This window comes from Paenibacillus oryzisoli, assembly GCF_001653565.1.
Classification (GTDB): Bacteria; Bacillota; Bacilli; order Paenibacillales; family NBRC-103111; genus Paenibacillus_E; species Paenibacillus_E oryzisoli.
Window position 1 is genome coordinate 1 of the sequence record NZ_LYPB01000035.1, and the last position, 26226, is coordinate 26226.

Sequence of the window (26226 nt, forward strand, 5' to 3'; positions counted from 1 at the left end):
AATCTTGGAGGAGCCGGATGCGATGACCCGCATGTCCGGATCTGTGAGAGGCCCATGCAATTGCGCATGGGCCTACTCGATTTTGGCTATTGGGTTTCGGTCAGGAAAACCTGCCGTAGTTGGGAATAGAGTGATAGGGTAACGAGAATGGCATACCTTTATTTCATTCATTGAAGAGAACAAATACGGAAGGTGATGCCATAACGCTAGTGCCACGTCTGCTTTTATGCCTAGCGAATTTTTGTAGACAAAATTGTCATGCCAAGCGTACAGTATTCATGGAGTTCGTATAGCTTTCGATGTTTGTATAGCATCACGCAAGGAGAGTTGATCATTCGTGGCGATTAAAGATATGGAGATGTTTAAGGATTTCTCTAACATAGAGTTAGCTAAGCTTCTGGGTAAATTAGATATGGTGAAGGGGCAAGCGGGAGACATGCTGTTCGAGCAAGGTGATCCTGGAGACAGTATGTATCTGATTGAGAGCGGCAGAGTCGAGCTGTTCTCTCAGAAGCAAGATGGTACACGCCAATCGCTCGCGAGCTTACAGGAAGGGGACACGCTGGGGGAAATGGCGCTGTTAACGAATGAGCCGAGATCGGCTACAGCCATCCTAGCAGTAGAAAGCGTTCTCTACTACATAGATCGAGAAACATTTGATCGGTTAGTCGTTGAGCAGCCGCAGATCTCTTCCTATTTCATTCGACTGCTTTCGCAACGTTTAGTATCAACCAACGGTCAATTACAGGCCTCTAAAGAAGCAAAAGCACAATGGGTACTGCATGAGTTGGAGTTGCTGCCGACAGTTCTACGGGATTTCCTGTTCGCGTGCGCCTGCTTGCCTAACATGCGTGCTGGGTTGCTGAATCATCTCTTCGGCGTGACCATAGAAGGGGCTAATCAGGCTTATCCTGCACTAGGCCGATTCATCCAGCAGGGCGTGGAACAGGATTCCGTGCAGATTCGCCCGGAAATCGCTCGCGTCATGCTAGACATGCTGCCTCTGCGCTATGGCGAGCAGAAACAGCAATTCTGGGTGGGGCAAGCCTTGGCGTACTATCAAGCCCAAGGCGACTGGGCGGCGGTAGTTGAAGTGCATGTCGCGCGCAATGCATGGGAGCAAGCGCTGGATGCAGCCGCCGTGGCTGCGGGTGAAGTGGAGTCGGAGCAAATAAAGGCAATGGGACAAGCAGTGCTAGTCGGGGTAGCGAAGCGAGCAGAGACTGCTGGGCAGGAGAAGGCGACAGGACGTGTTGGGCAAGCGGAGCAACGAGGGCAGGCTAAGATGTCAGGACAAGTAGGGCAGGCAGAGCAGCGAGGGCAGGAGAAGACGTCAGGACAAGTAGGGCAGGCAGAGCAGCAAGGGCAGGAGAAAGCGACAGTTCAAGTTGGGCAAGCAGAGCAGCAAAGGCAGATGAAGGCGACAGGACGTGTCATGCAGGTAGAGAAGGCAGAGAAGGCAGAGAAGGCAGAGAAGGCAGCAGAAGCTGCCCTGAGCGAGTCTGAGCGGCAGCAGCGAGTGATCGGCCGTGCGCTTCGGCGCTGTCCGGATGAGCTGCTTGTCGCGCGCTACGCGGTCTTGTGGGCCTATGTCCGCTACTGCGTGGAACACGCGCCCGAAGCGGGCTTGTCCATCGTTGAGGCGGCGCTGGATCAACAAGGCGCCGCCTATTCGGCGCAGCAGCTCACCACCGTCTACGAGTGGGGCGCTGATCTGTGCCGCAAGCTGGGGCGAAAGCAGCTTGCGCTCGAGTACCTGCAGCTCGCGGAGTCAACCGCGCTGTCGGGATTGGGCTCTCCGCGCCAAGGAGAGCAAAGCTTTGGCCTGGCCAAGCAGATGCTGGCCAGAAGCAAGAGCGAACGCCTCGCCGCAGGCGCGGCGCGTCTGGGTGACCGCAGCCGCTGGCTGGGCCTAGCGGCTGTCATCCTGGCCGTGGCCTCGGTGCTCGGCTTCCACATGGCCGAGCCCGTAGCGGGACTGTCCCGCCACGGCATGGACTTCATCGGGATCGGCTTAGCCGCCGTGATCCTGTGGATCGTGAACATCATGCCCGACTACATCGTAGCCTTGGGCATGGCCATGCTCTGGGTGATCGGCGGACTCGTCCCGCCCGAGGTCGCCTTGTCGGGCTTCGCATCGCCGACGTGGCTGTACATGATCTTCATCATGGCGATGAGCGCTGTGATAACGAAGTCAGGCTTCTTATACCGCTTCTCTCTCCATGCCCTGAAGCGCTTCCCCGCTACCTATCGCGGGCAGCTGTGGGGCATTGTGGCCGGCGGTATCATGTTAAACCCGATGATCCCTTCCTCTTCAGCGAAGGTATCACTTGGCGTGCCGATTGCGCAGACGCTGTCCGAATCCATGGGCTTCAAAGCCCGCAGTCATGGCGCAGCAGGCTTAGGCCTCACTGCAATGCTCTTCTACGGTTTCACAGCGCCATTCGTGCTCACAGGCTCATACACGAACGTGCTAGCCTTTGGACTTGTCACTAATGCTTCGCCTGTGAATTGGATTCAGTGGTTCATCTATGCCTTGCCGGCATTTATCATATTTAGCGCTGTGCTACTTGCAGTTATCCTCATCATGTTCCGCAAAACCGCATCATCCAAGCCAATCGCTGCGGATGTCTTGGATGAGCAGCTGCGGCTGCTAGGTCCGCTGACGCGGGAGGAGCGCATTGCCGTCACAACTGTCCTTAGCTGCATTATCATGTTAGTGTTACAACCGCTTCACGGCATCGACAGTGCTTGGGTTATGCTGATTGGCTTTGCCGTACTCGTCATTAGCGGCGTGTTGGACCGCAAAACCATCTCAACTGGCATCGACTGGACGTTCTTGCTATTCCTCGGCGTAGCCTTCAGCTTCTCGGCAGCCGCGAATGAGCTAGGGCTCGTCGAAGCTCTGTCTTCTTTCCTGGGCCAGCATATGGGTGTCTTCGTCACGTCGCCGTTCTTCTTCCTTGCGGCAGTTATCGTGCTTTCATTCATTGTCACGTTAATCGTTAGGGATGACCCAGCTGTCATTTTGCTAGTCACGGCGCTCCTGCCGCTGGCCGATCAAGCGGGTGTGCATCCGTGGATCCTCGTTTTCGTGGTGCTTCTTTCGACGGATCCGTTCTTCTTCGCCTATCAATCGCCGACGTATTTGACGGCTTATTATAGTTCCGAAGGGAAAGCATTTAGCCATCGACAGGGCCAGAAGATTGCATTTGTTTACGGATTAGCAGTGCTCTTGCTTGCTCTTCTGTGTGTGCCGTATTGGCAGTGGTTGGGGCTTATCCATTAGGTGATTACAGGAGTTGTAGCTTCCCTTTTGCAAATTTAACTGTAAAACATGCAGGTATTTTGCTATAAAACTAGCTGGGAAAACTGTTTAAATGGAAAACCTCCATCTATTTTCATGCAATCTGCCCTATTCGCCCGATTCTGCTGAAATTAACTGTACTTTTTCCATCTACTTCAAAATTACCGCTGATTTTGAGTGAAATACCTGTAGAATTTCCATTTAAATGGAACGACAAAACCCCCACGATAGCCTACGTGGGGGTTTTTGACCTGCGCTGTGTAACTCAGCGCAGGTTCGCCCTCTTCAACAACCGCTGAATGGAGCGGTTCGCTTCAGGCAGGACGATGTCCTTATCAACCGTCCGCAGGATGCGGTTTTCCATGACGATCCGACCATTGATAAGGGTCGTCTCCACATCAGCACGCGTCGCCGAGTAGACGATGCGCGAGATCGGATCCACGTCGTAGGACGGATACGTGTGGAAATTGTTGAGATCGAGAATTGCGAGGTCGGCTTTCTTGCCGACTTCGAGACTGCCGATCTCATCCGCCATGCCCACGGCGCGAGCGCCGCCGATGGTCGCCATGCGGAACACCGCTTGCGCATTCATCGCTGTCGGCCCGTGCACGGGCTTCTGGATAAGCGCAGCGAGCCGCATCTCGTTAAACATGTCGAGATTGTTGTTGCACGGCGCCCCATCTGCTCCCAAGCTGACAGAGATGTCCAGCTTGAGCATCTCTGGGGTTTCGGCGATCCCTGAAGCCAGCTTCAGGTTGGAGCCCGGACAGTGGCTGACGTGCACGCCACGCTCGTGAATGATGCGTTTCTCTTGCTCATCGAGCCAGATACAATGGGCCAGAATCAATCGCTCGTTGGCTAAGCCGAGATGATCGAGGTAGACGACGTTGCGCATGCCCGTTTCGGCTTGGACGATCTCGATTTCACCGAGATTTTCAGAAGCATGCGTGTGGACCTTCACGTTGTACTGTTCGGACAAATTGCGAACCTCGCGCAATAACTCCTCTGTACACGAGATCACAAAACGCGGTGAAAACGCGTACTGGATCCGACCGTCGTCGTGCCCGTTCCATTTTTCCAGCAAATCAACGCTTTGTTGAAGCGAGTCCGTCGTATTTTCTTGCAAAGCGAACGGAACTTCGTCCCCTTTGTCCATCATCACCTTACCTGACAATGCGCGAATGCCACTCTTGGCGATGGCCTGAAAAGCATAATCAGTATGATGCACCGTCTCCATATCCACAATGGTTGTCGTGCCGCTTTGAATTAGTTCGCCAATCCCAAGCATCGCGGAGTAATAAATCGATTCCTCGTCATGGGAAGCTTCCAACGGCCATATCCGCTGTTTCAACCAATCCATTAGCTCGAGATCGTCCCCTTTACCACGGAACAACGTCTGGCAGAGGTGAATATGCGTCTGAATAAAGCCTGGAATGATCGTTCGATTCTTGGCGTTGATGATTTTATCTGCGCGTGTGGGATTGATATCCGGTCCGATCGCAGTGATGCGGTCATTTTCGATTAGCATATCCCCTGTTATGATGTCTCCGTTCCGATTCATGGTCACGATTTGAGCATCTTTAATTAAAATCGTTGTCATCGTACCCAACCCCCTACTCCACTAATATATGAATATCTAGGTACAAAAAAACTAGCCATGAAAAATATGCCTGTTAATCAGTGCACATTTTTCGTAGCTAGAAATTTACGGTTTCTAAGTAGAGACCCTTAATCCAATTATTAAGGTTATACGAAAGAGGTCATATGCAATTTGTCGTGCCTTCTTCTTTTAGAGTAAACTGCCTCGGAGTAATTTGTCAACGAAATGTAAGTAAACATGACATGCCCTCCCTCTTTTATGAAAAAATAGCTTCCAATCTTGTCGGAAATGTGAATGGCGCCTCGTACTTCTACGGTAAGTATTATTCCGGATGATTCTGTGTGCCACTTCCAACTGAAAACGGTGTTGTAACCCCTTCGTACATCAAATGCATCGACATCCCCGCGGCAGCGTGCACAAGATTATGGCAGTGATCCATCCATAGCCCAGGGTTATTAGCAACGAAAGCCACCTCATACGTTTCCCCAGGCTGAACATCTAGCGTATCCGACCACCATGGACTGCCTGTGGAAGGTTTGCCATTACGTGAAAGGACGAGAACATGATGACCATGTAAATGCATCGGATGCTCGACATTCCCGCGACTAATAATTGTTGTTTTGACCAAATCCCCTTCCTTCACCATGAACATCGGCGCATCTGGAAATACTTTTCCATTCAATGTATAGAGGAAGTCGAAATTTCTGTTATAGAAGCCTAGTTTATTATCTAAAATGAGTGTGAAATCCCGATCGAATGAACTACTCGCATCAAAAGGCGTGGCCTTTGGACTGCCGTAGGTAAGTGGATCGAATGGTACGGTCTGCGGCAGCTCAGGAACGTTACCTTGGCCATCCTCTGACAGAAGAATGCCGCCATTTTTATTCGTCCCCACATTTAGGTAAACAGGATGATCTGGCATTACAAAGGTGAGATCAAATCGCCCGCCAGTTGGCACAATGACACGTGTATTGGTCAAGAGACCCGGCTTATTCAAATCTGTCCCATCGATAGCAGCCACTTCAAAAGGAGTACCTACAAGTGTATATGTTTGATTGACCCAATCATCTGTGTTGATGAGTCGCATCCGGACAGGCGTCCCAGGAGCAACTTTTTGACGATCGAGCTCATCATTAGCGCCGATAGCGAAAGTATTCTTCCAACGATGAGTCATAACTGTGATATCTTTGAACGGAATTGTAAATGTGGTTGTATCTGTCGTTTCCTTAGGCTCCACGATCAACGAGCCAAACAGCCCCTTGCTAACCGCTTCTTGCGAATCCTGATGAGAGTGGTACCAGAAACTGCCCACCTGCTCAGCGCGGAAACGGTATGTGTAAGTTTCACCGGGCATTACCGCATTTTGCGTAGCCCCAGCGACGCCATCTTCGGCGTTAGGCACATCTAAACCGTGCCAATGGGCGGTTACGCCAACATCAATATCGTCATTCGTAAGCGTGACTTCAATAAGTTCGCCTTCTTTCATACGAAGCTCAGGTCCAGGGATTTGACCGTTATAAGTCCACGCATCCACGGTTTTGCCAGAGCTTAGAGTGACCGTTTTCTTCTGTGCTACAAGTGTAAAATGACGATCCGGCGTTCCCTCTTTCGGGCCCGTTAAGTCAGCGACAGATACCATGCCTGCCATTGCAGTCATGTCGTGATGGGCATGCTCTCCGCCGGCTCCGCCGCCATAATCATGCGTTCCACTGGCCATGTCGATCTCGGCTGGGAGTACGCTTTTATCCATGGCGAAGTTAAATAAATAGAAGCCGATCCCTGCAATCACGATGAGCACGCCTGTCATGGCACCAAAGCGCGCCAACAAACGAGGAGCTTGGTAGTTCGTTGCTTTACGTACTTGCTTGGCACGAAGGTTATGGCGCAACCAGAGACTGGCTGCAAGGACGATCAGGATAGCGATAGGAATCGTGGTCTCCATCCATTGGAAAGGAACCGAAGGTACTAGGGTGAAATAAAGGGAAGTCGCAGCGCTAAGCGCGGTTAATTGATAAGGGAAAACAAGGCCAGGACTAGCGGCTCTGTGGAACATAGCAGGCTCAATTGCGGCGCCACTCTCGGCTAAGCTTACCCTTGTTAGGGAGCGAAGTTTCAGCAGTTTAGGAACAGCTACGAACCATATGCTTAGAAGAGGAATAACGACAAGCGGTGCCTGCAGGAAGACCCGATCCCTCCAGAAAATTGGATCCATGTTCATCTGCAACCAGACGATAGCAGTTACAACGGCTGCCGCAGGAAGAATCGGAAACCATGCCCAGAAAAGCAGCTTGCGCGTTTTGCTATGTAGCTTCTCTAAGCTCCCGCTATACAATAAACGAGACGCTTTGACGCCTCCGATCCACGTAAAAATGACCAATAAAACACTTGCTGCTAATATCGTTTGAATACTTATGTTATACACGATGAAACCCTCCTAAACGCGATACCTCAAGTATAGTTCCCCTGCCCTGATCATCAAACCGTCTCTAGACCAAGAGGCAACCTAGACTAAAGTTGGGGCAGCTTTTCGAAAAAATATGCTAGTAAAGTTTTGGAAATAGTTTGCGTTTTCATAAATGGTGTGTTATGATAAATTCAATCGACAAATAGAACCTGAATTCACATATTGTAAAGGGTTTTCATTTTTGTTAGTGAACCTTATACAATGTGTGAATTTTTTCTCTTTGAAGAATAAAAAACATGTTAATAATTTTTGGAGGTATTTCACAATGGCTACTGGTACAGTAAAATGGTTTAACGCAGAAAAAGGTTTTGGTTTTATCGAAGTTGAAGGCGGCAACGATGTATTCGTTCACTTCTCCGCAATCCAAGGCGACGGTTTCAAAACTTTGGACGAAGGTCAATCCGTTGAATTCAGCGTAGTTCAAGGTAACCGCGGACCACAAGCAGAAAACGTTGTAAAACTGTAATATAATTAAAAAGACTGCCTTTACTTAAGTAATGGCAGTCTTTTTCAATTTAAAGCTATCTGATGCTTAGTACTCTAAGGAGGTTTATCCATGTATTCCAGAAAAAAGTCGCTTGAAGAGATGCCTCTAGAAAATGTGACGGTATGGTCTTGTGAAAATGAAGGCTGTAAAGGCTGGATGCGAGATAATTTTGCATTCGATCATGTGCCGACATGTCATTTATGTCAGTCCACAATGGTTCGAAGTGTCAAGTTACTTCCATTAGTTAATAACACGAATAGTGATCAGAAAACGCTCAAAAAGGGCGTACAAATATAGGATGATAGAACCCGGAGACATAGCTGTCTTCGGGTTTTTTGTGTTACCATGAGAAGAGTGAAATCAGAGACGACGGCGTTTAGTAAGAGGACAGCCCTCGTCATCCTTTGGGAGGTAGGCATGTCTGTGAAACCTAGAAAACGGCGCCAATGGCCACTGCTAGCCTGTGCTTGCATCCTAGCTGCGGGTGTGGTCATTTTCATTGGAGACTCACCATTTGGAACATTGACCTCTTCGAAGAAGGAGGCAGCAGACATTGTTGTTGCAACGCCAGTACCAACCCCAACCCCTCGTGAAGCCCTAGAATTTCGGATGCTTGATCTTGATCGAGGCTGGGTGAAATATGCGGATGGCATGGCGCATACTTCAGATGGCGGTGCCCATTGGCAGGAAATGACGAGTACGGAAGCCCTGCCGACGGATGAAGGTGCGGCCGTGAATGGATTGGAAGCAATCACGAAGCTGCTAAGCTTGGAGAACGGAGCAGGTAGTGTGGCAAACGGTGCAACGGGAGCTTCAACTCTGACGTCCACAGGAATGCCGAGCGTGGATAGTGTTACGCTGAACGGGACGATGTATGATGTGAAGCAGTCACAGTTCGTGACGCCGAAGATTGGTTGGGCGCTATTGCCCAGTACAACGAATAGCAAGAGCCCGCTCGTGCTCACTGTGGATGGTGGACAGAGTTGGATAGATGGCATGACGGAGGATGCGAAGGTGGTCATGCAAGGGGTGAAGGCCCATTTGGCGGAGCTCAAAGCGGAGGCTGCGCTCTATAAAGACGACGCTGGCGCAAAGGCAGTCATGGGCGCTAGTTGGAAGCTCATTCCGGATCAGGCATCGCCAGGTGATATTGTGCTTTTACGCCAGAAGGAGCCAGGCAGTATTGCTTGGCAGGGCAAAACCTACACACTTCAACCTTATGAAGCGGGATATTTTACATACTTGCCAATCCCGATGGGTACGAAGGCTGGCACCTATCCGATTGGTGATCAGACGCTGACGATCAAAGCCAAAAAGTTCGAGACACAGTATTTGAAGGTTACGGAACAAATGGAAGATATGAAACAGGATACGGCGCGCATCAATGCCGATCAGAAGAAGATCGATCTGGCTCGGAGCAAGTCGGAGCCGAAGTTTTTGTTCAGCGGGCCGTTCGTGAAGCCGATCGAGGGGATTTTGACCACGCCGTATGGGTACACCCGTTATGTGAACGGGAAATACGACAGCGCGCATATGGCCCTTGATCTAGCCGCCAAAGAAGGCACGCCGATCAAGGCTACGAACGATGGAGTTGTCGCGCTAGCGGAACTCCTATATTTGACCGGTAATTCCATCTATATTGACCATGGGATGGGGTTGTTCTCGCAGTACGCGCATCTCTCCGAGCTGCGTGTCAAACCTGGCGACCGCGTCAAACAGGGCGACATTATCGGGCTTGTCGGCACGACGGGCTTCTCCACCGGGCCGCATCTGCATTTCACCTTTTGGGCGCATAATATTCAGGCTAATCCGGACTTATTTTTTAATACGACCCCATTTCAATGGGGGAAATGATTGTCAAATGAGGCGTCGCTACGTCTACATTACCAAGGCGAAATTGCCAAGATTACATCCACCAACATTACATCATCAAGAAGACATCGCAAGCCAAGATCACTAGACAACATCACTGAGTCTCCCCTTCTGTGCATGAGCTGTGCTCAATGAGAGGGGGGGTGGCTTGGCGAACCAAGAAACACCCCCCACCAACTTGCTCAACAAGCGAACCAAGTGACACCCTCCACCAACTAGCTCAACAGGCGAACCAAGTGACACCCTCCACCAACTAGCTCAACAGGCGAACCAAGTGACACCCCCCACCAACTAGCTCAACAAGCGAATCAAGAACATCCTCCACCAACTAGCTCGACAAACGAACAAGTGACTCCCTCCACCAACTAGCTCAATAAGCCGACGCACCACTTTACCACTCACTCATCCAAATCGCCTGCTCACTCAAATAAATGGAAAATGTACAGCTAATTTCGCTGTATTCTCTCGAATTTAGCAATTAGATGGAAAATATGTAGTTAAATTAGAGGTTTTTGAAGGTTTTCTTGGTTATTCTCCAATTTAGATGGATATTTTCCAGTTATTCTGCTAAATGGAGGCTGAGAGATGAGATTAGCTGTAGGAAATCCAGTTATTTTTGGGAGGAGGGAGGTAGGTAGGGGGAAAGGGGAGGCAAAAGGCTAAGGGTAAAGCAAGCAGGCAATCAAGGCAAGACAAGCAGGCGATCAAAGCAAGACAAAAAAGAAGGGCACCATAACAAGCAGCACAAAGATGGCAGAAGGACCGAAGTCTGCGCGTGAGAGGCGCTTGTAGTGTTTCAAAGGTACACATGGTATAATAAGGAACAAATGTTCTAATAATGGAGACGTGGCATGCTACCTCTTGTTCAGATATCAGTTCGTTCGCTTGTGGAGTATGTGTTTAGTAGTGGTAGTATTGATACCGAGTTTCGCTCGAGCAGAGCAATGAGTGATGGCACGAAGGCGCATCAGAGACTGCAAAAGCAATACGGAGAATCCGATCAGCATGAGGTGTATGTATCTGCTGAGATTGCGTATGAGGGGTTTTTATTTGTTATAGATGGCCGTTGTGATGGGCTGTTGGTTCAGGCGGACAGCGGTATGCTAATGGTAGATGAAATTAAATCGACTTCTGGAGATATTTCATTGATTGAAGAGAATTCGTACCCTGTGCACTGGGCACAGGCGATGTGCTATGCCTACATGATTGCTCACGATCGAGGGCTGGGTTATATGCGAGTTCAGATGACGTATACACAGGTGGATACGGAGGAGACGCGGCATTTTGTGCGGGAGGCTGCCTACGAAGAGCTTGAGCGGTTTGTGCATGAGGTAATTCAGAGCTATTATCCGTACGCACAATTGAAGCATGACCATGAGCAACGCAGGAATCGGAGCATCAAGGAGCTGCCGTTCCCTTTTCCACAGTATCGAGAAGGGCAGCGCAAACTCGTTGGGGCTGTGTACAAAACCATCCAGGATGAGCATAAGCTTTTCGCTAAAGCGCCGACAGGGATTGGCAAGACAATGTCTACCCTGTTTCCGTCGGTGAAAGCGATGGGGGAGGGGCTGCTCCAACGGTTCTTTTATTTGACGGCGAAGACGATAACGCGTACGGCTGCTGAGGAAGCATTTTACCTATTGCAGGACAAGGGTTTGCAGCTTCAGGTGGTTACGCTAACCGCGAAGGATAAAGTGTGTTTGAAGGAAGAGGTTAAGTGTACGCCGGCACATTGTGAGTTCGCGAATGGGTACTATGATCGGGTGAATGAGGCGGTACTGGATCTACTGAGGCAGGAAACGGTGATGACACGTTCGGTAATTGAGACGTATGCGCGGAAGCACCGTGTGTGTCCGTTCGAGTTTTCGTTGGATGTGGCCTATGCGGCGGATGGGGTAATTTGTGATTATAATTATATTTTCGACCCGAGGGTCAATTTGAAAAGGCTGTTCGAAGAACAGAAGCGCAAAACAACGTTGCTAATTGATGAAGCACATAATTTGGTGGATCGAGCACGGGAGATGTACGGAAGTGAGCTGCATAAATCGGTTTTTCTTACACTGCAAAGGGATTTTAAAGGTGTGAGCAAGGGGGTTCATGACGCGGCGAAGGCGATCAATGCCTATTTCATAGCCCTCCGCAAGCAGATCGGGGATCGTGAGATGATGGTTGAGTCTAGTCTGCCGGAATCGTTGTTGGTTCAAGTAGATGCCTTTATAGCGGTAGCTGAAAAAGAGTTAGCAAGATCGGCCGGTGGTAACGGGGCGAGTGCGACACTTCTCGATGCGTATTTTGGCGCGCAAAACTTTGTGCGCATCTCGAAGTTGTACGACGAGCGGTATGTGACGCTGGCTGTGAATGACCGGAACGAGGTCAGCGTGAAGCTCGTATGCTTGGACCCATCTCATTTGTTGCGGCAAATGGGGAAGGGCTATCGGGCGCATGTGTTTTTCTCGGCGACGTTATCGCCACTGTCCTACTTCATGGACACGTTAGGGGCAGGAGAGAACGATTACTCTGTGACGGTGCCGTCACCTTTTGCCAAAGAGCAGCTGGAGGTATTCGTGCAGCCGCTTTCGACTCGTTACCAGGACCGAGAACAGAGTCGTACGCAGATTGCTCGTTCCATCTATGAGCTAGTCTCGGGACGAGCGGGTAATTATCTCGTGTTTTTCCCCTCATATGCCTATATGAGCAGTGTGTATGAGGCTTTCACGGATCTTGTGGGTGAAGAGGCGGAGGAGTCTCAGCTCAATGTTCTCGTGCAGCAAGCCAAGATGACGGAGGAGGAGCGAGAGCACTTCCTTTCGGCTTTTCAGGCGGGGACGGAGACGACGTTGGTAGGGTTTGCGGTGATGGGGGGTATCTTCTCCGAGGGCATAGATCTTGTAGGCGACCGCTTAACGGGCGTTGTCGTGGTAGGTGTTGGTTTGCCGCAGCTAGGTGCGGAGCGTAACCTCATCAAGGATTACATGGAGCGTACGGGCAAAAACGGGTACGACTACGCCTATGTCTACCCCGGCATGAACAAAGTGCAGCAGGCTGGGGGTAGGTTAATTCGCTCCGAAACGGATCATGGCGTGCTGCTGTTAATCGACGATCGGTATCTGCAGCCTCGCTATCAGCGTCTGCTGCCAGAGGAATGGCGCGACTACAAGATGCTGCCTGTGCAACGCTAAACGTATAAAAGCCACCCCCAAGGTTGAATGACCTTGGGGGCGGCTTTTTCATACTCGCTATGCTTATAGCGACATCTGATAAATCTTCACGACATCCGCGCGAGTCAGCTTCTGGAAGTTGCCGAAATCGCCGTAAATCATGGCTTTGTCAGCCATGAGCTCAATACTGGACTCGTCGATATTGTAATCTGCCAATCGGCTAGGTGCGCCGATGCTGATGAAGAACGCGCGTAGTGCCGTGATGCCTTCCTCTGCAACTTGTTTATCGGATTTGCCTGAGGCATCAATGTCGAAGACGCGCTGCGCGAACTGCTTGAAGCGTCCCACATTGGCATCGAGGTTATGGGTCATCCAGTTCGGGAAGAGGATGGCCAAGCCGCCGCCGTGCGGAATATCATGGACAGCAGAAACTGCATGCTCGAGGTTATGCGTTGCCCAATCCCCGCGGATCCCCATGCTTAGCGTGCCGTTCAGCGCCATGGTGCCGCTGTATAGGATCGTTGCACGATGCTCCAGGTTGTTCAGATCGGCAAGCAGAAGAGGAGCTGTGTCGATAACGGTACGCAGAATCGTTTCGCAGAAACCATCCTGTACGTGGGAGTTCGTTCCATGATGGAAATATTGCTCAAACACGTGAGACATAATGTCAACCATGCCGTATACGGTTTGATTTTCGGGCAAGGAAGTTGTATGAGCCGGATCGAGGATAGAGAATTTAGGGAATGAAAATGGACTTCCCCAACCAAGTTTATCTTGCGTTTCCCAATTTGTAATGACAGAACCAGAGTTCATTTCGGAGCCAGTAGCGGCAATTGTCAGCACGGTTGCCAAAGGGAGTGCCCCAGTTGCTGCTGCTTTGCGGGTTGCGATATCCCAGAAGTCGCCATCGAACTTAGCGCCAACAGCAATGGCTTTGGCACAGTCAATTACACTGCCGCCACCCACTGCAAGGATGAGGTCGATGTTGTGACTGCGACACAGAGCTACACCGCGGTGGACTGTCGTTAATCTCGGGTTGGGCTCAACACCACTAAGCTCTACGATGGTTGCTTCTAATCCTTGTAAAAGTTGAACGACTTTGTCATAGAGGCCATTGGCTTTGATACTGCCACCACCATAGACGAGTAAGATATTTTTCCCATACTTAGGTACTTCAGTTGATAGTTTTTCTAATTGACCTTGACCGAAATGTAGGGTGGTTGGGTTATGGAAAGTGAAACTATTCATGAACTTTCTTACCTCCTAGTACTTAACTGGGGGTACTCGAGTGCCCCTCTTACTATTGTATAGTAACGATGTACGAAAAACAAAATAGAGCCGAATGCGCGATCCGAGTGCGTAGAAGAAGGACAAATGGACAGTGTATAGAATGAAGAGAAGTCACAGGGCAAAGATGAATTGTTATAAGCTCGTGCAAAGGGGTGAAATAATAGCGATGGCAACCTTATCTCCGTATATTTATAGTGCCGATGCAAGAAAACAGGCTGACTTCTACGTGAGCGTGTTCAGTGGAGAAATTATTAGCATTCAGTCTTATGGGGATTTACCTGGGATGGATGAGTCGAAGAAGCACCTGGTTATGCATTTGGAATTGCAGGCGTTGGGTCTGCGATTCTTCTTGGCTGATGCAGGTGCTGACGCGAGTAATCGTGGCATGGGCATGGACCTAGCGCTCACTTTCAAGGATGAAGAGGAGGCACGCACGATTTATGATGGCCTCGCAGTCGATGGCGATGTTATTATGCCCTATGATCGGATGTTCTGGGGTACGATGCTGGGACGTGTGCGAGACCGTTATGGAGTCATGTGGCAGGTGGCTACTGAAACATAATAGGAACAGATGGTGTGTGTGTGCGGCGGGTCTGAACGAGTGAGTTTGGGAGCGTAGAAATGAACATGAGCTGAATAAGTGAGCTCCTTCGCGAGAAGCCATGCGGCTATTCGTGAGGGGCTTTTTGTTGCTGAGAAAAGGCCCGAGCCGCCCCGCAGTAACGCCCTCAGATATCCCTCTCCGCCCACGGACCGATTACAACGTGTTTATATTCTGTTTAAAATTGGGGAGTATGATCATAACCAATAGTAGATAACAACAATATTCACACGGTATTACATCCGATCGGGTAAAGGAGTAGAAATAGATGAAGACAAAGAACGAACAACCGAAACAAAGAAGCAACTGGCGGGGATTTATCCGTCTAGTCATGGGGGCGAATCCACCGAAGCTCCTGCTGGGAATTGCATTAGGGTTAAGCGTGATTGCCACGCTAGTATCCTTGGTGATTCCACTTTTTACAAAAAATGTAGTCGATAATTTCTCCATTTCCTCACTGAACTGGTGGCAAGTTAGCGGGATGGCGCTTGCGTTCATAGCATCAGCGGTAGCTTCTGGCGTAGCGACGTATTTGCTTAACTTTTCAGGTCAGCGGGTAGTGGCTGGTATCAGAGATCGCTTGTGGAAGAAGCTGCTGGTGCTGCCGGTTCGCTACTATGACAATCATCAAACAGGAGATACGATCTCCCGGATGACGAACGATACCGCTATTATTAAGGGGCTCATCGCTGAACATATGGCGGGCTTTATTACAGGCAGCATTTCCATTATCGGGTCAATCGTCGTGCTCTTATATATGGATTGGAAAATGACACTGATCATGTTCAGTATATTCCCGATCGCTTTTCTTATCCTTTTTCCATTAGGTATGCAAATGTACAAAATCTCTAAAGGCATGCAAGCCGAGACGGCTAACTTCACGTCTGTGTTGAATCGGGTTTTATCTGAAATTCGCCTAGTGAAGGCTGCAAATGCGGAGCCTGTAGAGTACAAAGAGGGTAGCTCAGGGATCCAAACGTTATTCAAATTCGGGTTAAAAGAAGGCAAAATTCAAGCATTGATGTCACCGCTCATCATGTTTGTTATGTTGATGATGTTCGTCGTCCTCTTCGGATATGGCGGCACACGTGTAGCGTCTGGCGCGATTTCTGCGGGGCAGTTGGTGGCCTTCATGCTGTATCTCTTCCAAATAGTGATGCCGATTACGCAAATTACACAGTTTTTCACGCAAACGCAGAAAGCGATGGGCGCAACGGACACCATCCTCAAGGTGCTGGATCATGAAGAGGAGGATCCACATGCAGGTTTAGCCGTCAAGGATGCTTCCCAATCCCTGCATTTCGACAACGTAACCTTTGGCTACAAAGAGGGCGAGTCCGTTCTCAAAGACGTAAGTTTCACGATGGAAGCGGGGAAGGTTACAGCGATTGTGGGACCGAGTGGAAGTGGGAAAACGACGATGTTCTCGTTGCTAGAGCGTTTTTACTCACAGCAAGAAGGTAACATTTCGCTAGGCGAAGAAAGGATTGGTCAATACTCACTCGTTTCCTGGCGAAGCCAGATCGGCTATGTTTCGCAGGAGAGTCCGCTCATAGCGGGGACGATTCGGGATAATATCTGTTATGGCTTGCAGCATGAAGTATCGGATGAGGCGCTGAAGCGGGCAACCGAGATGGCTTACGCCGATGGTTTCATCGAAGAGCTTCCACAGAAGTATGATACGGAAGTCGGAGAGCGCGGGATTAAGTTGTCAGGCGGACAACGCCAGCGGATTGCGATTGCTAGAGCGCTGCTTCGCGATCCGAAGATTCTCATGCTAGACGAAGCAACATCGAGTCTGGACAGTAAATCCGAGGTTGTGGTGCAGCAGGCGCTGCAGAATTTGATGCAAGGACGAACAACGCTAGTCATTGCCCATCGGTTATCCACGGTCGTGGACGCAGACCAGATTGTGTTCCTCGACAAAGGCGTCGTCACAGGCCGCGGCACGCACCAGGAACTCATCGAGTCGCATGAGATGTATCGAGAGTTTGCTACGCAACAACTGCAAATTCAAGAACAGTTGATTGCGGAGCATTCGCCAATGGCGCCTGAATTGGTGCCGCAGACCCAGCAACACCACTCTTAATCAAAAAAAGCCTCTATACCTACGAATTGGCAGGTGTGGAGGCTTTTTGATTGGTGTCAGGAGCCGCTCAGTTTCTCTCTCATTAGCGTAGCAATCTGCCGCTCCAGATCACCCTTTTGCTCCAACTCCGTAATAATGCGTTCTTGACGCTCGATTGGCTGATTCTGACTGAGCTTGGCTTTGCCTTCGATGCTTGTCATGGAGAGACGGAAGGCTTGCACGCCATGGCTTAATCCAATAAGAAAGTGAGGATCAACGCTGTCTACATCATACGTGCTGTCTGACCTCTCGTACTTGCTTGTTAGCTGCCGCAAGACACCTAGAACCTCCTGATCGTCGTGAATGAGTTCGACCTTACCATAGACATGAACGGCCGTATAATTCCACGTGGGTACAGCGGCCTGTGTTCCATACCAGGAGGGTGAGATATAGCAGTGGGGACCTTGGAAAATCACCAAAACCTCTTGCCCCTCAATATCGTTCCACTGTGAATTTGAACGAGCGAAATGACCATAAAGACAGTGCTCCTTTGCGTGTAACAGGAGGGGGACATGGGTCGCGCAAGGGCGCTCCAGATGATGAGAAACGACCGTAGCGAAGCTATGCGCCTCTATAAGGCTATAAATCTCTATCAGGTCTTCTATTTTAAAAGGGGAGGGGATATACATGGCTTCACCTACTTTGCTTTAGCGTTTAAGCAACAGTATAGCAATTGCTGTGGTACATAAGAAGGACCATTTATTTCGTATATGAGTAGACCATTTTGGATGATCCTACCCAAGGTTCAGTTGGCGTACAGGAGGTCGCAGTCATCATGTCGAATACCTACCTAACTCAGTATATAAAAGGAGGCACCAACAGATGGAAAAGGTTCGTTGGGGAATTATTGGCTGCGGAGACGTGACGGAGGTCAAAAGCGGCCCTGCCCTGCAGAAGGCAGAGGGCTCGGAGCTAGTCGCTGTTATGCGCCGCAATGGGGCGCTAGCGGAGGATTATGCGAAGCGGCATGGTGTGGCAAAATGGTATGATGACGCCGCGGCGCTTGTGAACGATCCGGATGTTAACGCAGTCTATGTCGCAACACCGCCAGGATTTCACCACGAGTATACGCTGCTCGCAGCCAAAGCTGGGAAGCCCGTCTATGTAGAAAAGCCGATGGCTAGAAATCACGCCGAGTGTCAAGCCATGATTGGGGCTTGCGAAGAAGCGGGCGTACCTTTGTTTGTAGCGTACTATCGCAGGGGCCTCCCCAAATTCGTGGAAATCAAGCGTCTGATTGATAGCGGGGTCATTGGGGAAGTTCGTTTCGTTCAATCCACGTACCTGCAACCGATGAGAGATTATGAAGAAGGACTAGAACCGTGGCGCATTCAGCCTGAACTGTCCGGCGGTGGACTATTCGTGGATCTGGCGAGTCACACACTGGATATTCTCGATTACTTGTTAGGGCCGATCGGAGAGGTCAAAGGCTTTGCAAGCAATCAAACCGGTAAGCAGAAGGTTGAAGATATCGTAACAACGAGCTATGCCTTCGAATCCGGTGTGATGGGTACAGGAGTATGGAGCTTCAATGCCTACAAACACTTAGATCTGAATGAGATTGTGGGTAGTCTTGGCAAACTATCGTTCTCGACATTCAGTGGTGATTTACGCATTGAAACCGCTGACGGTGAAGTTCAAGAAGTGACGATACCCAATCCTCCGCATGTGCAACAGCCGCTAATACAGAAGATTGTGGATGATCTCCGAGGAATTGGACAAAGTCCTAGCACAGGCGTAACAGCCGCTCGTACGAATCGTGTGATGGATGAATTGTTGCGTGACTTCTACCGGGTATAGTCTATTAAACGAAAACCCCAGCTCAGTGTGAATGTCTCACACTAGGCTGGGGTTCTTTTTAGGTATTAGGCTTTTGGGCTCGGCGTTGCTACAATAGGAGCAGGTGCCGACGCTGAAGGATTGTCAGGTGCTAAGGAACGCTTGTTAAGGAATAGACTGAGCGGTAGAGCGACTAGTACGATAAACGTTGCAAGCAAGTATACGTCATTGACACTCATCGTAAATGCATGAGTACCGATTTGCACTTTATCAGTCATTCCGCCAGTAGCCAGATCTTTGCTATGTGTTACCGTTTGAGAGGACAAGACGGAAGTAAATAGGGCAATTGCGAAAGACCCGAATACGTTACGAACCCAGTTATTAATGGATGTTGCATGGCCAGAAAGGGTTCTCGGAATTTGCTCCATCCCTGCATTACTTGCAGGCATCGTAGCGAAGGCAATACCGACGTTTCGAACGATCATCCAGAAAACGATATAGCCGCGGGAGACGTCTGTACTTAACCAACTAAGTGTAAGTGTGCCGACAGCAATTAAGGAAATACCGATGAAAATTAATATGCGAGGTCCAACACTGCTGTACAACTTACCGACAATTGGCATACAAAGTGCCATCACGAGGGAAGCTGGCAATAGAATTAGCCCTGTATCCAATGGCGTTACATGCTGAATGTTTTGCAAGAAAATCGGTGTTAGGAAGGTACCTGAGTACAAGCTTATCGTAACAATACTGGAAATAATAAGAGATAGCGTATATCTAGAGTTTTTCAATACACGGATGTTCAACAGCGGTGAATCAACCTTAAGCTCTCTCCATATGAATAACAGAAGAACTAGGAAACCTGTTGCAAATAGCCCGATAACACGGCCGGATGACCATCCCCAAGCATGACCCTGCGAGAAGCCTACGAGCAAAGCTAGGGAGCTGACAACGACGGTGAGTAAGCCGATGAGGTCAAATCTTTTTGGAACAGAAAGACGGTAGTAAGGAATTAATTTGAAAACGAGAAAAATAGCAACAAGGCCAACAGGTACGTTCATAAGGAATAACCAGTGCCAGCTCCAATTTTGCAATAACCATCCGCTTAATGTAGGCCCGATTGCTGGCGCCATCATCGCAGATAAAGACCAGAGGGAGATCGCGATTGGCTGCTTATCACGCGGGATAACTTGATACACAATCGTCATCGTAGCAGGCATAATTAGACCACTGAAAGCCCCTTGGATAATACGGAATGCAATCAGGGATGAAGCGTCCCATGCTAAGGCGCACAGGAGTGAAAATATGGTAAAACCAATCAACGCAATGGCATATAATCGTTTGTAGCTGAATTTCTCCCCGAAGTAGCCTGTAATCGGAGCGATTGTACCACTTGCAAGCATGAAGCCAGTAATTGTCCATTGGATTTTGCTCAAATCTGTATGGAAATGATCACTAAGAATCGGTATCGCAATATTAATCGTACTCATACTTAGAATCGAAACGAACGATCCGAAGAATATCGCGATCATGATTGGCCAGAAGCGAACTTGCTGTAACTCATCTTTACTCAAAATAATGCCTCCACTCTATCCATTGATCTTGACGATAGTATTCTCTATAATTTTGAATGAAAATCATCATACTACCGAACTGTTTATATGTCAATAATGACATAAAGGAGGAGCGCCAATTGAATACCCTTTCATATGGATTACTAAGCCTTTTAACCAAAAACTCCCGCTCGGGGTATGAGCTTATGCAGCATATTCAACCTTTCTGGTCAGCCAAACATAGCCAAATCTATCCACTCTTAGCACAATTAGAGCAGAAGGGTCACGTCGCATTCGTGCATGTACCGCAATCGGATAAGCCGGATAAGAAAGTGTACTCCATCACGGAGCAAGGGAAAGATGCCTTACGGGGCTGGATTGCTGAGCCAACAGATGAACCTGTGACGAGGGATGAACTCGCGCTTAAGGTATACTGTATCGGCTTAGTGGATAAAGAGCAGGCGAAGAAGATGCTTGCAGTACGCGAACTATATTATAAGAAGAAAAAAGAGCGATTCAACCTCCTGATGGATAAGATCCAACAAGGAAGTGAGAAACCGCTCGATCAATTAGATATTGGTGATGATGCATTCGGTATGTATGTACTGGTTCATAAAGCTACAATGAAGGTAGATACAGATTTGTATTGGTGTGAGTGGATGAAGGAGAAGCTGAAGTGATGTGAAGGCAGGGGATGCGTTCTAACTGCCGATTTCCTGAATAACGGTCTGGATTTTCTGCAGTCGAATGTATTCGGACTTCTCTAATTTCGGTCGGAAATAAGCATACAGATAGGCGGCATCTTCGAACGACAGCGCAGGGTAGCAGACGACTTCTTGCACAACGAGCGGATTATCCATGATAACCTGCCATTCACCGGCTCTGTCCACGTGCGAGACATTAGCAAAAATGTGTTTCTTGGCAGCTATTGTATTTTCGAGCTCTGGCCAAATCTTCTCCCACGAGGGACTGAAGTCCACGGGTTCAGGAAAAAGTCGTTTCGCCTTCGCGACCGACTGTTCCACGGTATCCATGTCCGTATCGCAGGACGCTTTGATCGCATCCGTGAGACTGTCGAGCAACCGCCTGAAACCTGCGAATCCCTCCGATAGTACCTCGCGCTTGAATAGGGCTTCCGCTTCCGCGGTAGTCAGCTTGTTGAAATCCGCCAATGTGTTATTTGTCATGCAGGCCACAACCCCCCAAACTGTTCCTTTTCCCAAATTTATCATAAAACATTTTCCAAATAAAGCCCTTTCATTCTCTGAAATCAGTTTCTGGTTTAAATTCAGTTTATATTGCTCCAGTATGCTTACTTCTATCATAAACACCTTCTATAAGCAGACAATAACATCAAGAAGTGAGGATGAATGAATCATGGCACCCATTATGATTGTAGATGATGATCCCTATATTCGTGAGCTTGTTCGTGTTTTCATGCTGAACGAGGGTTTCGATGTCGTCGAGGCTGAGGATGGCGCTCAAGCACTCAAGAAGCTGCAAACCGTCCAAGTCGATATGGTCATCCTAGATGTGATGATGCCGAACATGGACGGATGGATGCTGTGCAAGGAGCTTAGAGAGCATTATGATTTGCCGATTCTGATGTTAACGGCCAAAGGAGAAACGGCACAGAAGGTCAAAGGCTTCGAGCTCGGCGCTGATGACTATCTCACCAAACCCTTCGAACCGCTTGAATTGGCGATGCGAGTGAGAGCGCTGCTGAAGCGCTACAAGATTGCTTCCTCGCAAACGATTCAGGCTGGCGATTTAAGTATGAATCGCAAAACATATGAAGTCACCGTAGGCGCAGAGAGCATCACGCTTCCACTGAAAGAATTCGAACTGCTCTACAAGCTCGCGAGCTATCCAGGCAAAACCTTTTCCCGCGACCAATTGATTGAGCAGATTTGGGGTTTTGACTATGAAGGAAATGAACGCACGGTTGATGTGCATATTAATCGGCTTCGTGAACGATTTCCAGAGGAGCGGCACGCTTTTCGCATTGCAACAATCCGAGGCTTGGGCTATCGTTTGGAGGTTCTCAAGTGACGAACAAGCGCAGAGCAGAGAGAAGAGCACGGAGAAGAGCAGAGAACAGGGAGTGGAAAGAAAGACAAAAGCAACGAAGAATGAACCACAAAAAACAGTCTATTCTTCAGCGAATTGGCGGCTTCTTTTTTGGCGTAGGAGTATTCGTACTCATCATCGTGTATTGGCTAACTGCTTTCTATGGAACGGACTATCTCTACACGTATCTGGGAAAACGCCCTCCTGAAGTCTTTGTACAGTTGATCAACTGTTTCGGCGGCATGCTCCTCTGGGGGATAACGATGGCCATTCTGGGCCAATTTCTACGGAGACATGAATTGCACTTCTTTCATAGCTTAAATCAAGCGATTCGAAGCATGTCGAGAGGGGACTTCAATGTCTTGGTGGATGATAATCCTCGAAATGGACCTTTCGTAGAGTTAGCGGAGTCTATTAATCAAATGGCGTTCGATCTGGGTCAATTGGAGCGAATGAGGCAAGAATTTATTTCGAATGTCTCCCATGAGATCCAGTCGCCCTTAACGTCCATTAGCGGATTCTCCCGCGCGCTACAGAACGATCAGCTGTCTCTGGAGGAACGTAAGCATTATTTGACTATTATAGAAACGGAGAGCGTACGCTTATCCAAGCTCAGCGAAAATTTGCTGAAATTGACTTCCTTGGAGTCCCAGCACCATCCTTTTGAACCGAAGAGCTATCGTTTGGACAAACAGCTGCGCAATCATATCCTTGCTTGTGAGCCGCAGTGGGTAGATAAAGATATCGAAATGGACATCGAATTGGATCCCGTAACCGTGGAAGCTGATGAGGATCTGCTCAGTCAGGTATGGACGAATCTCATCCATAATGCAGTGAAATTTGTACCTATTGGTGGAACAATTCGTGTGGTAGTGGTTAGTAACGGGGAAGAGGCTGTAACGCGGATATCGAATAATGGGCCCAGCATTCCGGAAGAGGACCAGACGCATATTTTTGAACGTTTCTATAAAGCAGATAAATCCAGAAATCGTATGGCAGGCGGCAATGGGCTAGGTTTGTCGATCGCGAAGAAAATCGTGGAGATGCATCTTGGATCAATCAAGGTAGAAAGTGGGATGGAGGAACTGACGTCCTTTATCGTGCGATTACCGATTGTTCAGAAGCCGCCGACACCTGACAGCTAAGCTAATTTCATATGAACGCAAATAGAGGCCTCCGCTTATCTATGATAACCGGAGGTCTCTATGAGTCATTTTGCCTATTCAATTGTTCTTCCGCACTCCATTCCCCGAAAATTCACAAGTCAGTTGCTGAAATCGATACGTAAGCCTCAAAGTTAAAGTGTCCTTTCTTCGAAATTATTGCGAAATTATTGCCAATGATTGTTGCCCATTTGATCAACCTTACGACAAGTCCCTCACTACTTTTCCTTTCCTAGGGTGATGACCTGCCTGCATCTGATTTCCCGCATGCTGGATGAACGAGTGGGACGTTCCTGCACTTGGTTCCTGCCGTTTAGAACGCAAGTGAGTAGCATGCTTCGCTAACGTGGTCCAATGGACTATCCCCTCTCGTAGAAGATTATCAGGCTCTTCGCTGCTCTACTGCACCGTATGGTGCAGGTTGTCCTTCCTGTCTGCCTTGAATTCATAATAGCCCATTATTAAAATATTGTAAATATTCAGATTATTCAAAAATCGGTCCAAATATGCCAGTTTTTCTGTTTTTTCTTAAAAATGCTAACGTATTCGTGGAATTGCTCATATTGCTTTTTGGCGATCGAATTCTTTGAACCGAGTGCCTTGAAAAGTTAAATTTCCTCTATCTCCCTCGATCATATAGCCAAACTGCTGTCGGCCTATCCACAGCTCAATTCTGCTCCTGTCCTCGAACTCAAAAGTAACAAAGTAAGATGTGTTCGCATTTACATTACTAGAGCCTTCGGATAATTGTATTCGCTTGGACACAACCTTACAGTATCGATCTTGAATAGGTGCATTGTTATTGGAGGTCCAGACCGAAAGAGATTTAATAATAAGGGATAGAAAGATGCCAACCGCGAGAATAAGGATGAGGATGAAGAGGATAAGGACAAGCGTACTTAAAGCTCCTTCATGTAATCCAGCTAGCACATGTAAGCACTCCTTCGCAGTAGTAATAGAATAATTAGAAATAAATTGAATGGACTTCCTTCTACATTAGAGGAAACGTTTAACGAAACGATAGCCGGTTTCATGAAAGCCGATAGGCGATTGGGCGGCTCGGGATTGGTCTGGGGACGCTACGTCAGTAAGCCACATCATGCCAGAGCAGTTATGATCACTTGCAAGCTGTTCGGCATAGCTCCTCAAATGTTCCAAAGGGGCCTGATTACTGTCGGGATCTTCCTGAAAGGAAATAACCGAAATTTCACTAAATGTGACATTGTGTGCTGCCTGATCTCTGCGGATACGAAAGCTTAGTGTACCTAGAATGCGGTTCTTTTCTTCATAGACATATAGCAACTCGTCCGGGTTATCGCGCATGTTATGCAGCCTGTTTTCAATATGTAAAGGGGAAATCATTTTGCCGGTAAGATGAGAAACGAGTGAACTAATCGCGGACGTATCTTGGGACGTTGCTTCACGAATGCATGTAGTCATAGGTATCCTTCTTTCTAATAACAAGTTATATTGTTAATTGTACCATATATTGGAACATTAGTTCTATATTTATGAAAAAAATGTCAATTTTTTACGTATTTAAATATAGTAAACGATAATAAAACTATCTTTAAAAATGGTTATACCCATATTCATGTGTGATTGCATGCAAAAAAAGCGCAGCAAGAGTTCATCTTGTTACGCTTTTTTTAGTGGATTATACCACTTAGGCTTGTGAAAGTATCGTGTTTAACGTCGTTCGATCGCTGGCTTGCACTAACTTGATCAGTAGTTCCTTGGCCGCGGCGTAATCATCCACGTGAAGAATCGACGCCGAAGTGTGAATATACCGTGCGCATACCCCGATTACAGCGGATGGAATCCCGCTGCCTTGTACGTGCACCTGTCCGGCATCTGTGCCGCCTTGCGAGATGAAGTACTGATAAGGGATCTTATGCGTCTCCGCCATATCCAGAATGAATTCGACCATCCCCCGGTGGGTAATCATCGTGGGATCGAAGATCCGCAGCAGCGCTCCGCGCCCTAGCTGCCCGAAAGCTTGGCGGTCGCCGGTCATATCCCCGGCGGCACTTGCATCCAGCCCGTAGAACAAGTCGGGCTGGATCATGTTCGTGGCCGTCCTTGCGCCGCGCAGGCCAACCTCTTCCTGTACGGTCGCACCCGCGTACAGGATGTTCGGGAGCTTCGGCCCGCCGTGAAGCTCCTTCAAGAGCTCAATCGCGAGGCCGACGCCGTAGCGATTGTCCCAAGCCTTGGCCATGATCCGTTTCGGATTGGCCAGAGGTGTGAACGGGCAGATCGGCACGATCTGCTGCCCGAGCTTGATGCCGATGGCGATGGCATCGGCCTTGTCTTCGGCGCCGATGTCAATGTACATCGTCTTGATGTCTGCGGGCTTGCTGCGCGCAGCCTCGTCCAGCAAGTGCACTGGCACGGAACCGATCACACCGATGATCGGTCCGTTCTCCGTCATGATCTGCACGCGCTGCGCGGGCAGTACTTGGCTGAACCAGCCGCCGAGCGGCTGGAACTTGACCGTGCCGTGCTCGGTGATGCCGTTTACGAGGAAGCCGACCTCATCGAAGTGGCCAGCCACCATGATGCGCGGCCCAGTCTCGTCGCCGCGCACAACCCCGAAGAGGCTGCCGAGCGCGTCCTGTACGAACTCATCGGTATATTTGGCTAATTCGCCGCGTACAAAGGCACGAATCTCTCGCTCAAAACCAGGTGCAGCTTGCATTTCGGTTAGCGTTTGAAAAAGTGCTAAAGTTTCAGTATTCATTAGGTAACCTC

At 48.9% G+C, this 26226-nt stretch carries 20 protein-coding genes and 1 riboswitch; of the genes, 11 read left to right on the forward strand and 9 right to left on the reverse strand.

What is annotated here, in order from left to right; genetic code table 11:
• The first annotated feature begins 352 nt into the window (after positions 1 to 352).
• Positions 353 to 3289: an SLC13 family permease gene (locus tag A8708_RS00780; protein ID WP_157264485.1), complete on the forward strand. Its 2937-nt coding sequence runs from the start codon at positions 353 to 355 to the stop codon at positions 3287 to 3289.
• Between the two features lie 283 nt (positions 3290 to 3572).
• On the opposite strand, the gene A8708_RS00785 is transcribed toward A8708_RS00780, so the two are convergent.
• Complete coding sequence (locus tag A8708_RS00785) at positions 3573 to 4907, reverse strand: 5'-deoxyadenosine deaminase (protein WP_068661641.1); 1335 nt, start codon at positions 4905 to 4907, stop codon at positions 3573 to 3575.
• Between the two features lie 74 nt (positions 4908 to 4981).
• A riboswitch (purine riboswitch) is annotated at positions 4982 to 5081 on the reverse strand.
• Between the two features lie 148 nt (positions 5082 to 5229).
• Entirely contained in the window at positions 5230 to 7329 is a 2100-nt protein-coding gene (locus tag A8708_RS00790; RefSeq protein ID WP_068661642.1) for a multicopper oxidase family protein, read from the reverse strand.
• A 307-nt stretch (positions 7330 to 7636) separates the two neighbouring features.
• Between A8708_RS00790 and A8708_RS00795 the strand changes: the two genes are divergently transcribed.
• From A8708_RS00795 to A8708_RS00810, 4 genes are all read left to right on the forward strand, one after another.
• Positions 7637 to 7837, forward strand: a complete 201-nt coding sequence (locus tag A8708_RS00795; protein ID WP_047679716.1) for a cold-shock protein — start codon at positions 7637 to 7639, stop codon at positions 7835 to 7837.
• A gap of 90 nt (positions 7838 to 7927) precedes the next feature.
• Positions 7928 to 8155: a cold-shock protein gene (locus A8708_RS00800; protein ID WP_056622331.1), complete on the forward strand. Its 228-nt coding sequence runs from the start codon at positions 7928 to 7930 to the stop codon at positions 8153 to 8155.
• A gap of 120 nt (positions 8156 to 8275) precedes the next feature.
• A complete protein-coding gene (locus A8708_RS36720; protein ID WP_157264487.1) occupies positions 8276 to 9712 on the forward strand; it encodes a M23 family metallopeptidase in 1437 nt (478 codons plus the stop codon).
• A gap of 869 nt (positions 9713 to 10581) precedes the next feature.
• The gene (locus A8708_RS00810) at positions 10582 to 12909 is read left to right on the forward strand and encodes an ATP-dependent DNA helicase (RefSeq protein ID WP_068661644.1); all 2328 of its coding nucleotides are present in this window, start codon (positions 10582 to 10584) and stop codon (positions 12907 to 12909) included.
• Between the two features lie 63 nt (positions 12910 to 12972).
• On the opposite strand, the gene A8708_RS00815 is transcribed toward A8708_RS00810, so the two are convergent.
• On the reverse strand, positions 12973 to 14136 hold the full coding sequence (locus A8708_RS00815) for an iron-containing alcohol dehydrogenase (protein WP_068661645.1): 1164 nt from the start codon (positions 14134 to 14136) through the stop codon (positions 12973 to 12975).
• A 208-nt stretch (positions 14137 to 14344) separates the two neighbouring features.
• On the opposite strand from A8708_RS00815, the gene A8708_RS00820 reads away from it, so the two are divergent.
• Positions 14345 to 14740 (forward strand): VOC family protein, encoded by a 396-nt coding sequence (locus A8708_RS00820; RefSeq protein ID WP_068661646.1) that lies wholly within the window; start codon positions 14345 to 14347, stop codon positions 14738 to 14740.
• Between the two features lie 307 nt (positions 14741 to 15047).
• Positions 15048 to 16868 carry an ABC transporter ATP-binding protein gene (locus tag A8708_RS00825; protein ID WP_068661647.1) on the forward strand — a complete coding sequence of 607 codons (1821 nt, stop codon included), beginning with the start codon at positions 15048 to 15050 and terminating at the stop codon, positions 16866 to 16868.
• A 56-nt stretch (positions 16869 to 16924) separates the two neighbouring features.
• On the opposite strand, the gene A8708_RS00830 is transcribed toward A8708_RS00825, so the two are convergent.
• Entirely contained in the window at positions 16925 to 17536 is a 612-nt protein-coding gene (locus A8708_RS00830; protein WP_068661648.1) for an FMN-binding negative transcriptional regulator, read from the reverse strand.
• A gap of 193 nt (positions 17537 to 17729) precedes the next feature.
• Here A8708_RS00830 and A8708_RS00835 point away from each other — a divergent pair, with 193 nt between their 5' ends.
• Positions 17730 to 18707, forward strand: coding sequence for a Gfo/Idh/MocA family protein (locus A8708_RS00835; protein ID WP_068661649.1), 978 nt, complete (start codon positions 17730 to 17732; stop codon positions 18705 to 18707).
• A 65-nt stretch (positions 18708 to 18772) separates the two neighbouring features.
• On the opposite strand, the gene A8708_RS00840 is transcribed toward A8708_RS00835, so the two are convergent.
• Positions 18773 to 20260 carry an MDR family MFS transporter gene (locus A8708_RS00840; protein ID WP_239696472.1) on the reverse strand — a complete coding sequence of 496 codons (1488 nt, stop codon included), beginning with the start codon at positions 20258 to 20260 and terminating at the stop codon, positions 18773 to 18775.
• A 119-nt stretch (positions 20261 to 20379) separates the two neighbouring features.
• Here A8708_RS00840 and A8708_RS00845 point away from each other — a divergent pair, with 119 nt between their 5' ends.
• Entirely contained in the window at positions 20380 to 20919 is a 540-nt protein-coding gene (locus A8708_RS00845) for a PadR family transcriptional regulator (protein ID WP_068661650.1), read from the forward strand.
• Positions 20920 to 20940: 21 nt separating this feature from the next.
• On the opposite strand, the gene A8708_RS00850 is transcribed toward A8708_RS00845, so the two are convergent.
• Positions 20941 to 21426 (reverse strand): hypothetical protein, encoded by a 486-nt coding sequence (locus A8708_RS00850; protein WP_068661666.1) that lies wholly within the window; start codon positions 21424 to 21426, stop codon positions 20941 to 20943.
• A gap of 190 nt (positions 21427 to 21616) precedes the next feature.
• On the opposite strand from A8708_RS00850, the gene A8708_RS00855 reads away from it, so the two are divergent.
• Together A8708_RS00855 and A8708_RS00860 are read left to right on the forward strand one after the other, a co-directional pair.
• Positions 21617 to 22291: a response regulator transcription factor gene (locus A8708_RS00855; protein WP_068661651.1), complete on the forward strand. Its 675-nt coding sequence runs from the start codon at positions 21617 to 21619 to the stop codon at positions 22289 to 22291.
• Positions 22288 to 23454 carry a sensor histidine kinase gene (locus tag A8708_RS00860; RefSeq protein ID WP_239696473.1) on the forward strand — a complete coding sequence of 389 codons (1167 nt, stop codon included), beginning with the start codon at positions 22288 to 22290 and terminating at the stop codon, positions 23452 to 23454. The genes A8708_RS00855 and A8708_RS00860 overlap by 4 nt, the downstream gene beginning before the upstream one ends.
• Before the next feature lie 576 nt (positions 23455 to 24030).
• Here A8708_RS00860 and A8708_RS00865 read toward each other — a convergent pair.
• From A8708_RS00865 to A8708_RS00875, 3 genes are all read right to left on the reverse strand, one after another.
• Positions 24031 to 24402, reverse strand: a complete 372-nt coding sequence (locus A8708_RS00865; protein ID WP_068661652.1) for a DUF2500 domain-containing protein — start codon at positions 24400 to 24402, stop codon at positions 24031 to 24033.
• A 66-nt stretch (positions 24403 to 24468) separates the two neighbouring features.
• Complete coding sequence (locus tag A8708_RS00870) at positions 24469 to 24912, reverse strand: hypothetical protein (protein WP_068661653.1); 444 nt, start codon at positions 24910 to 24912, stop codon at positions 24469 to 24471.
• Positions 24913 to 25138: 226 nt separating this feature from the next.
• On the reverse strand, positions 25139 to 26215 hold the full coding sequence (locus A8708_RS00875) for a M42 family metallopeptidase (RefSeq protein WP_068661654.1): 1077 nt from the start codon (positions 26213 to 26215) through the stop codon (positions 25139 to 25141).
• Positions 26216 to 26226 lie beyond the last annotated feature (11 nt).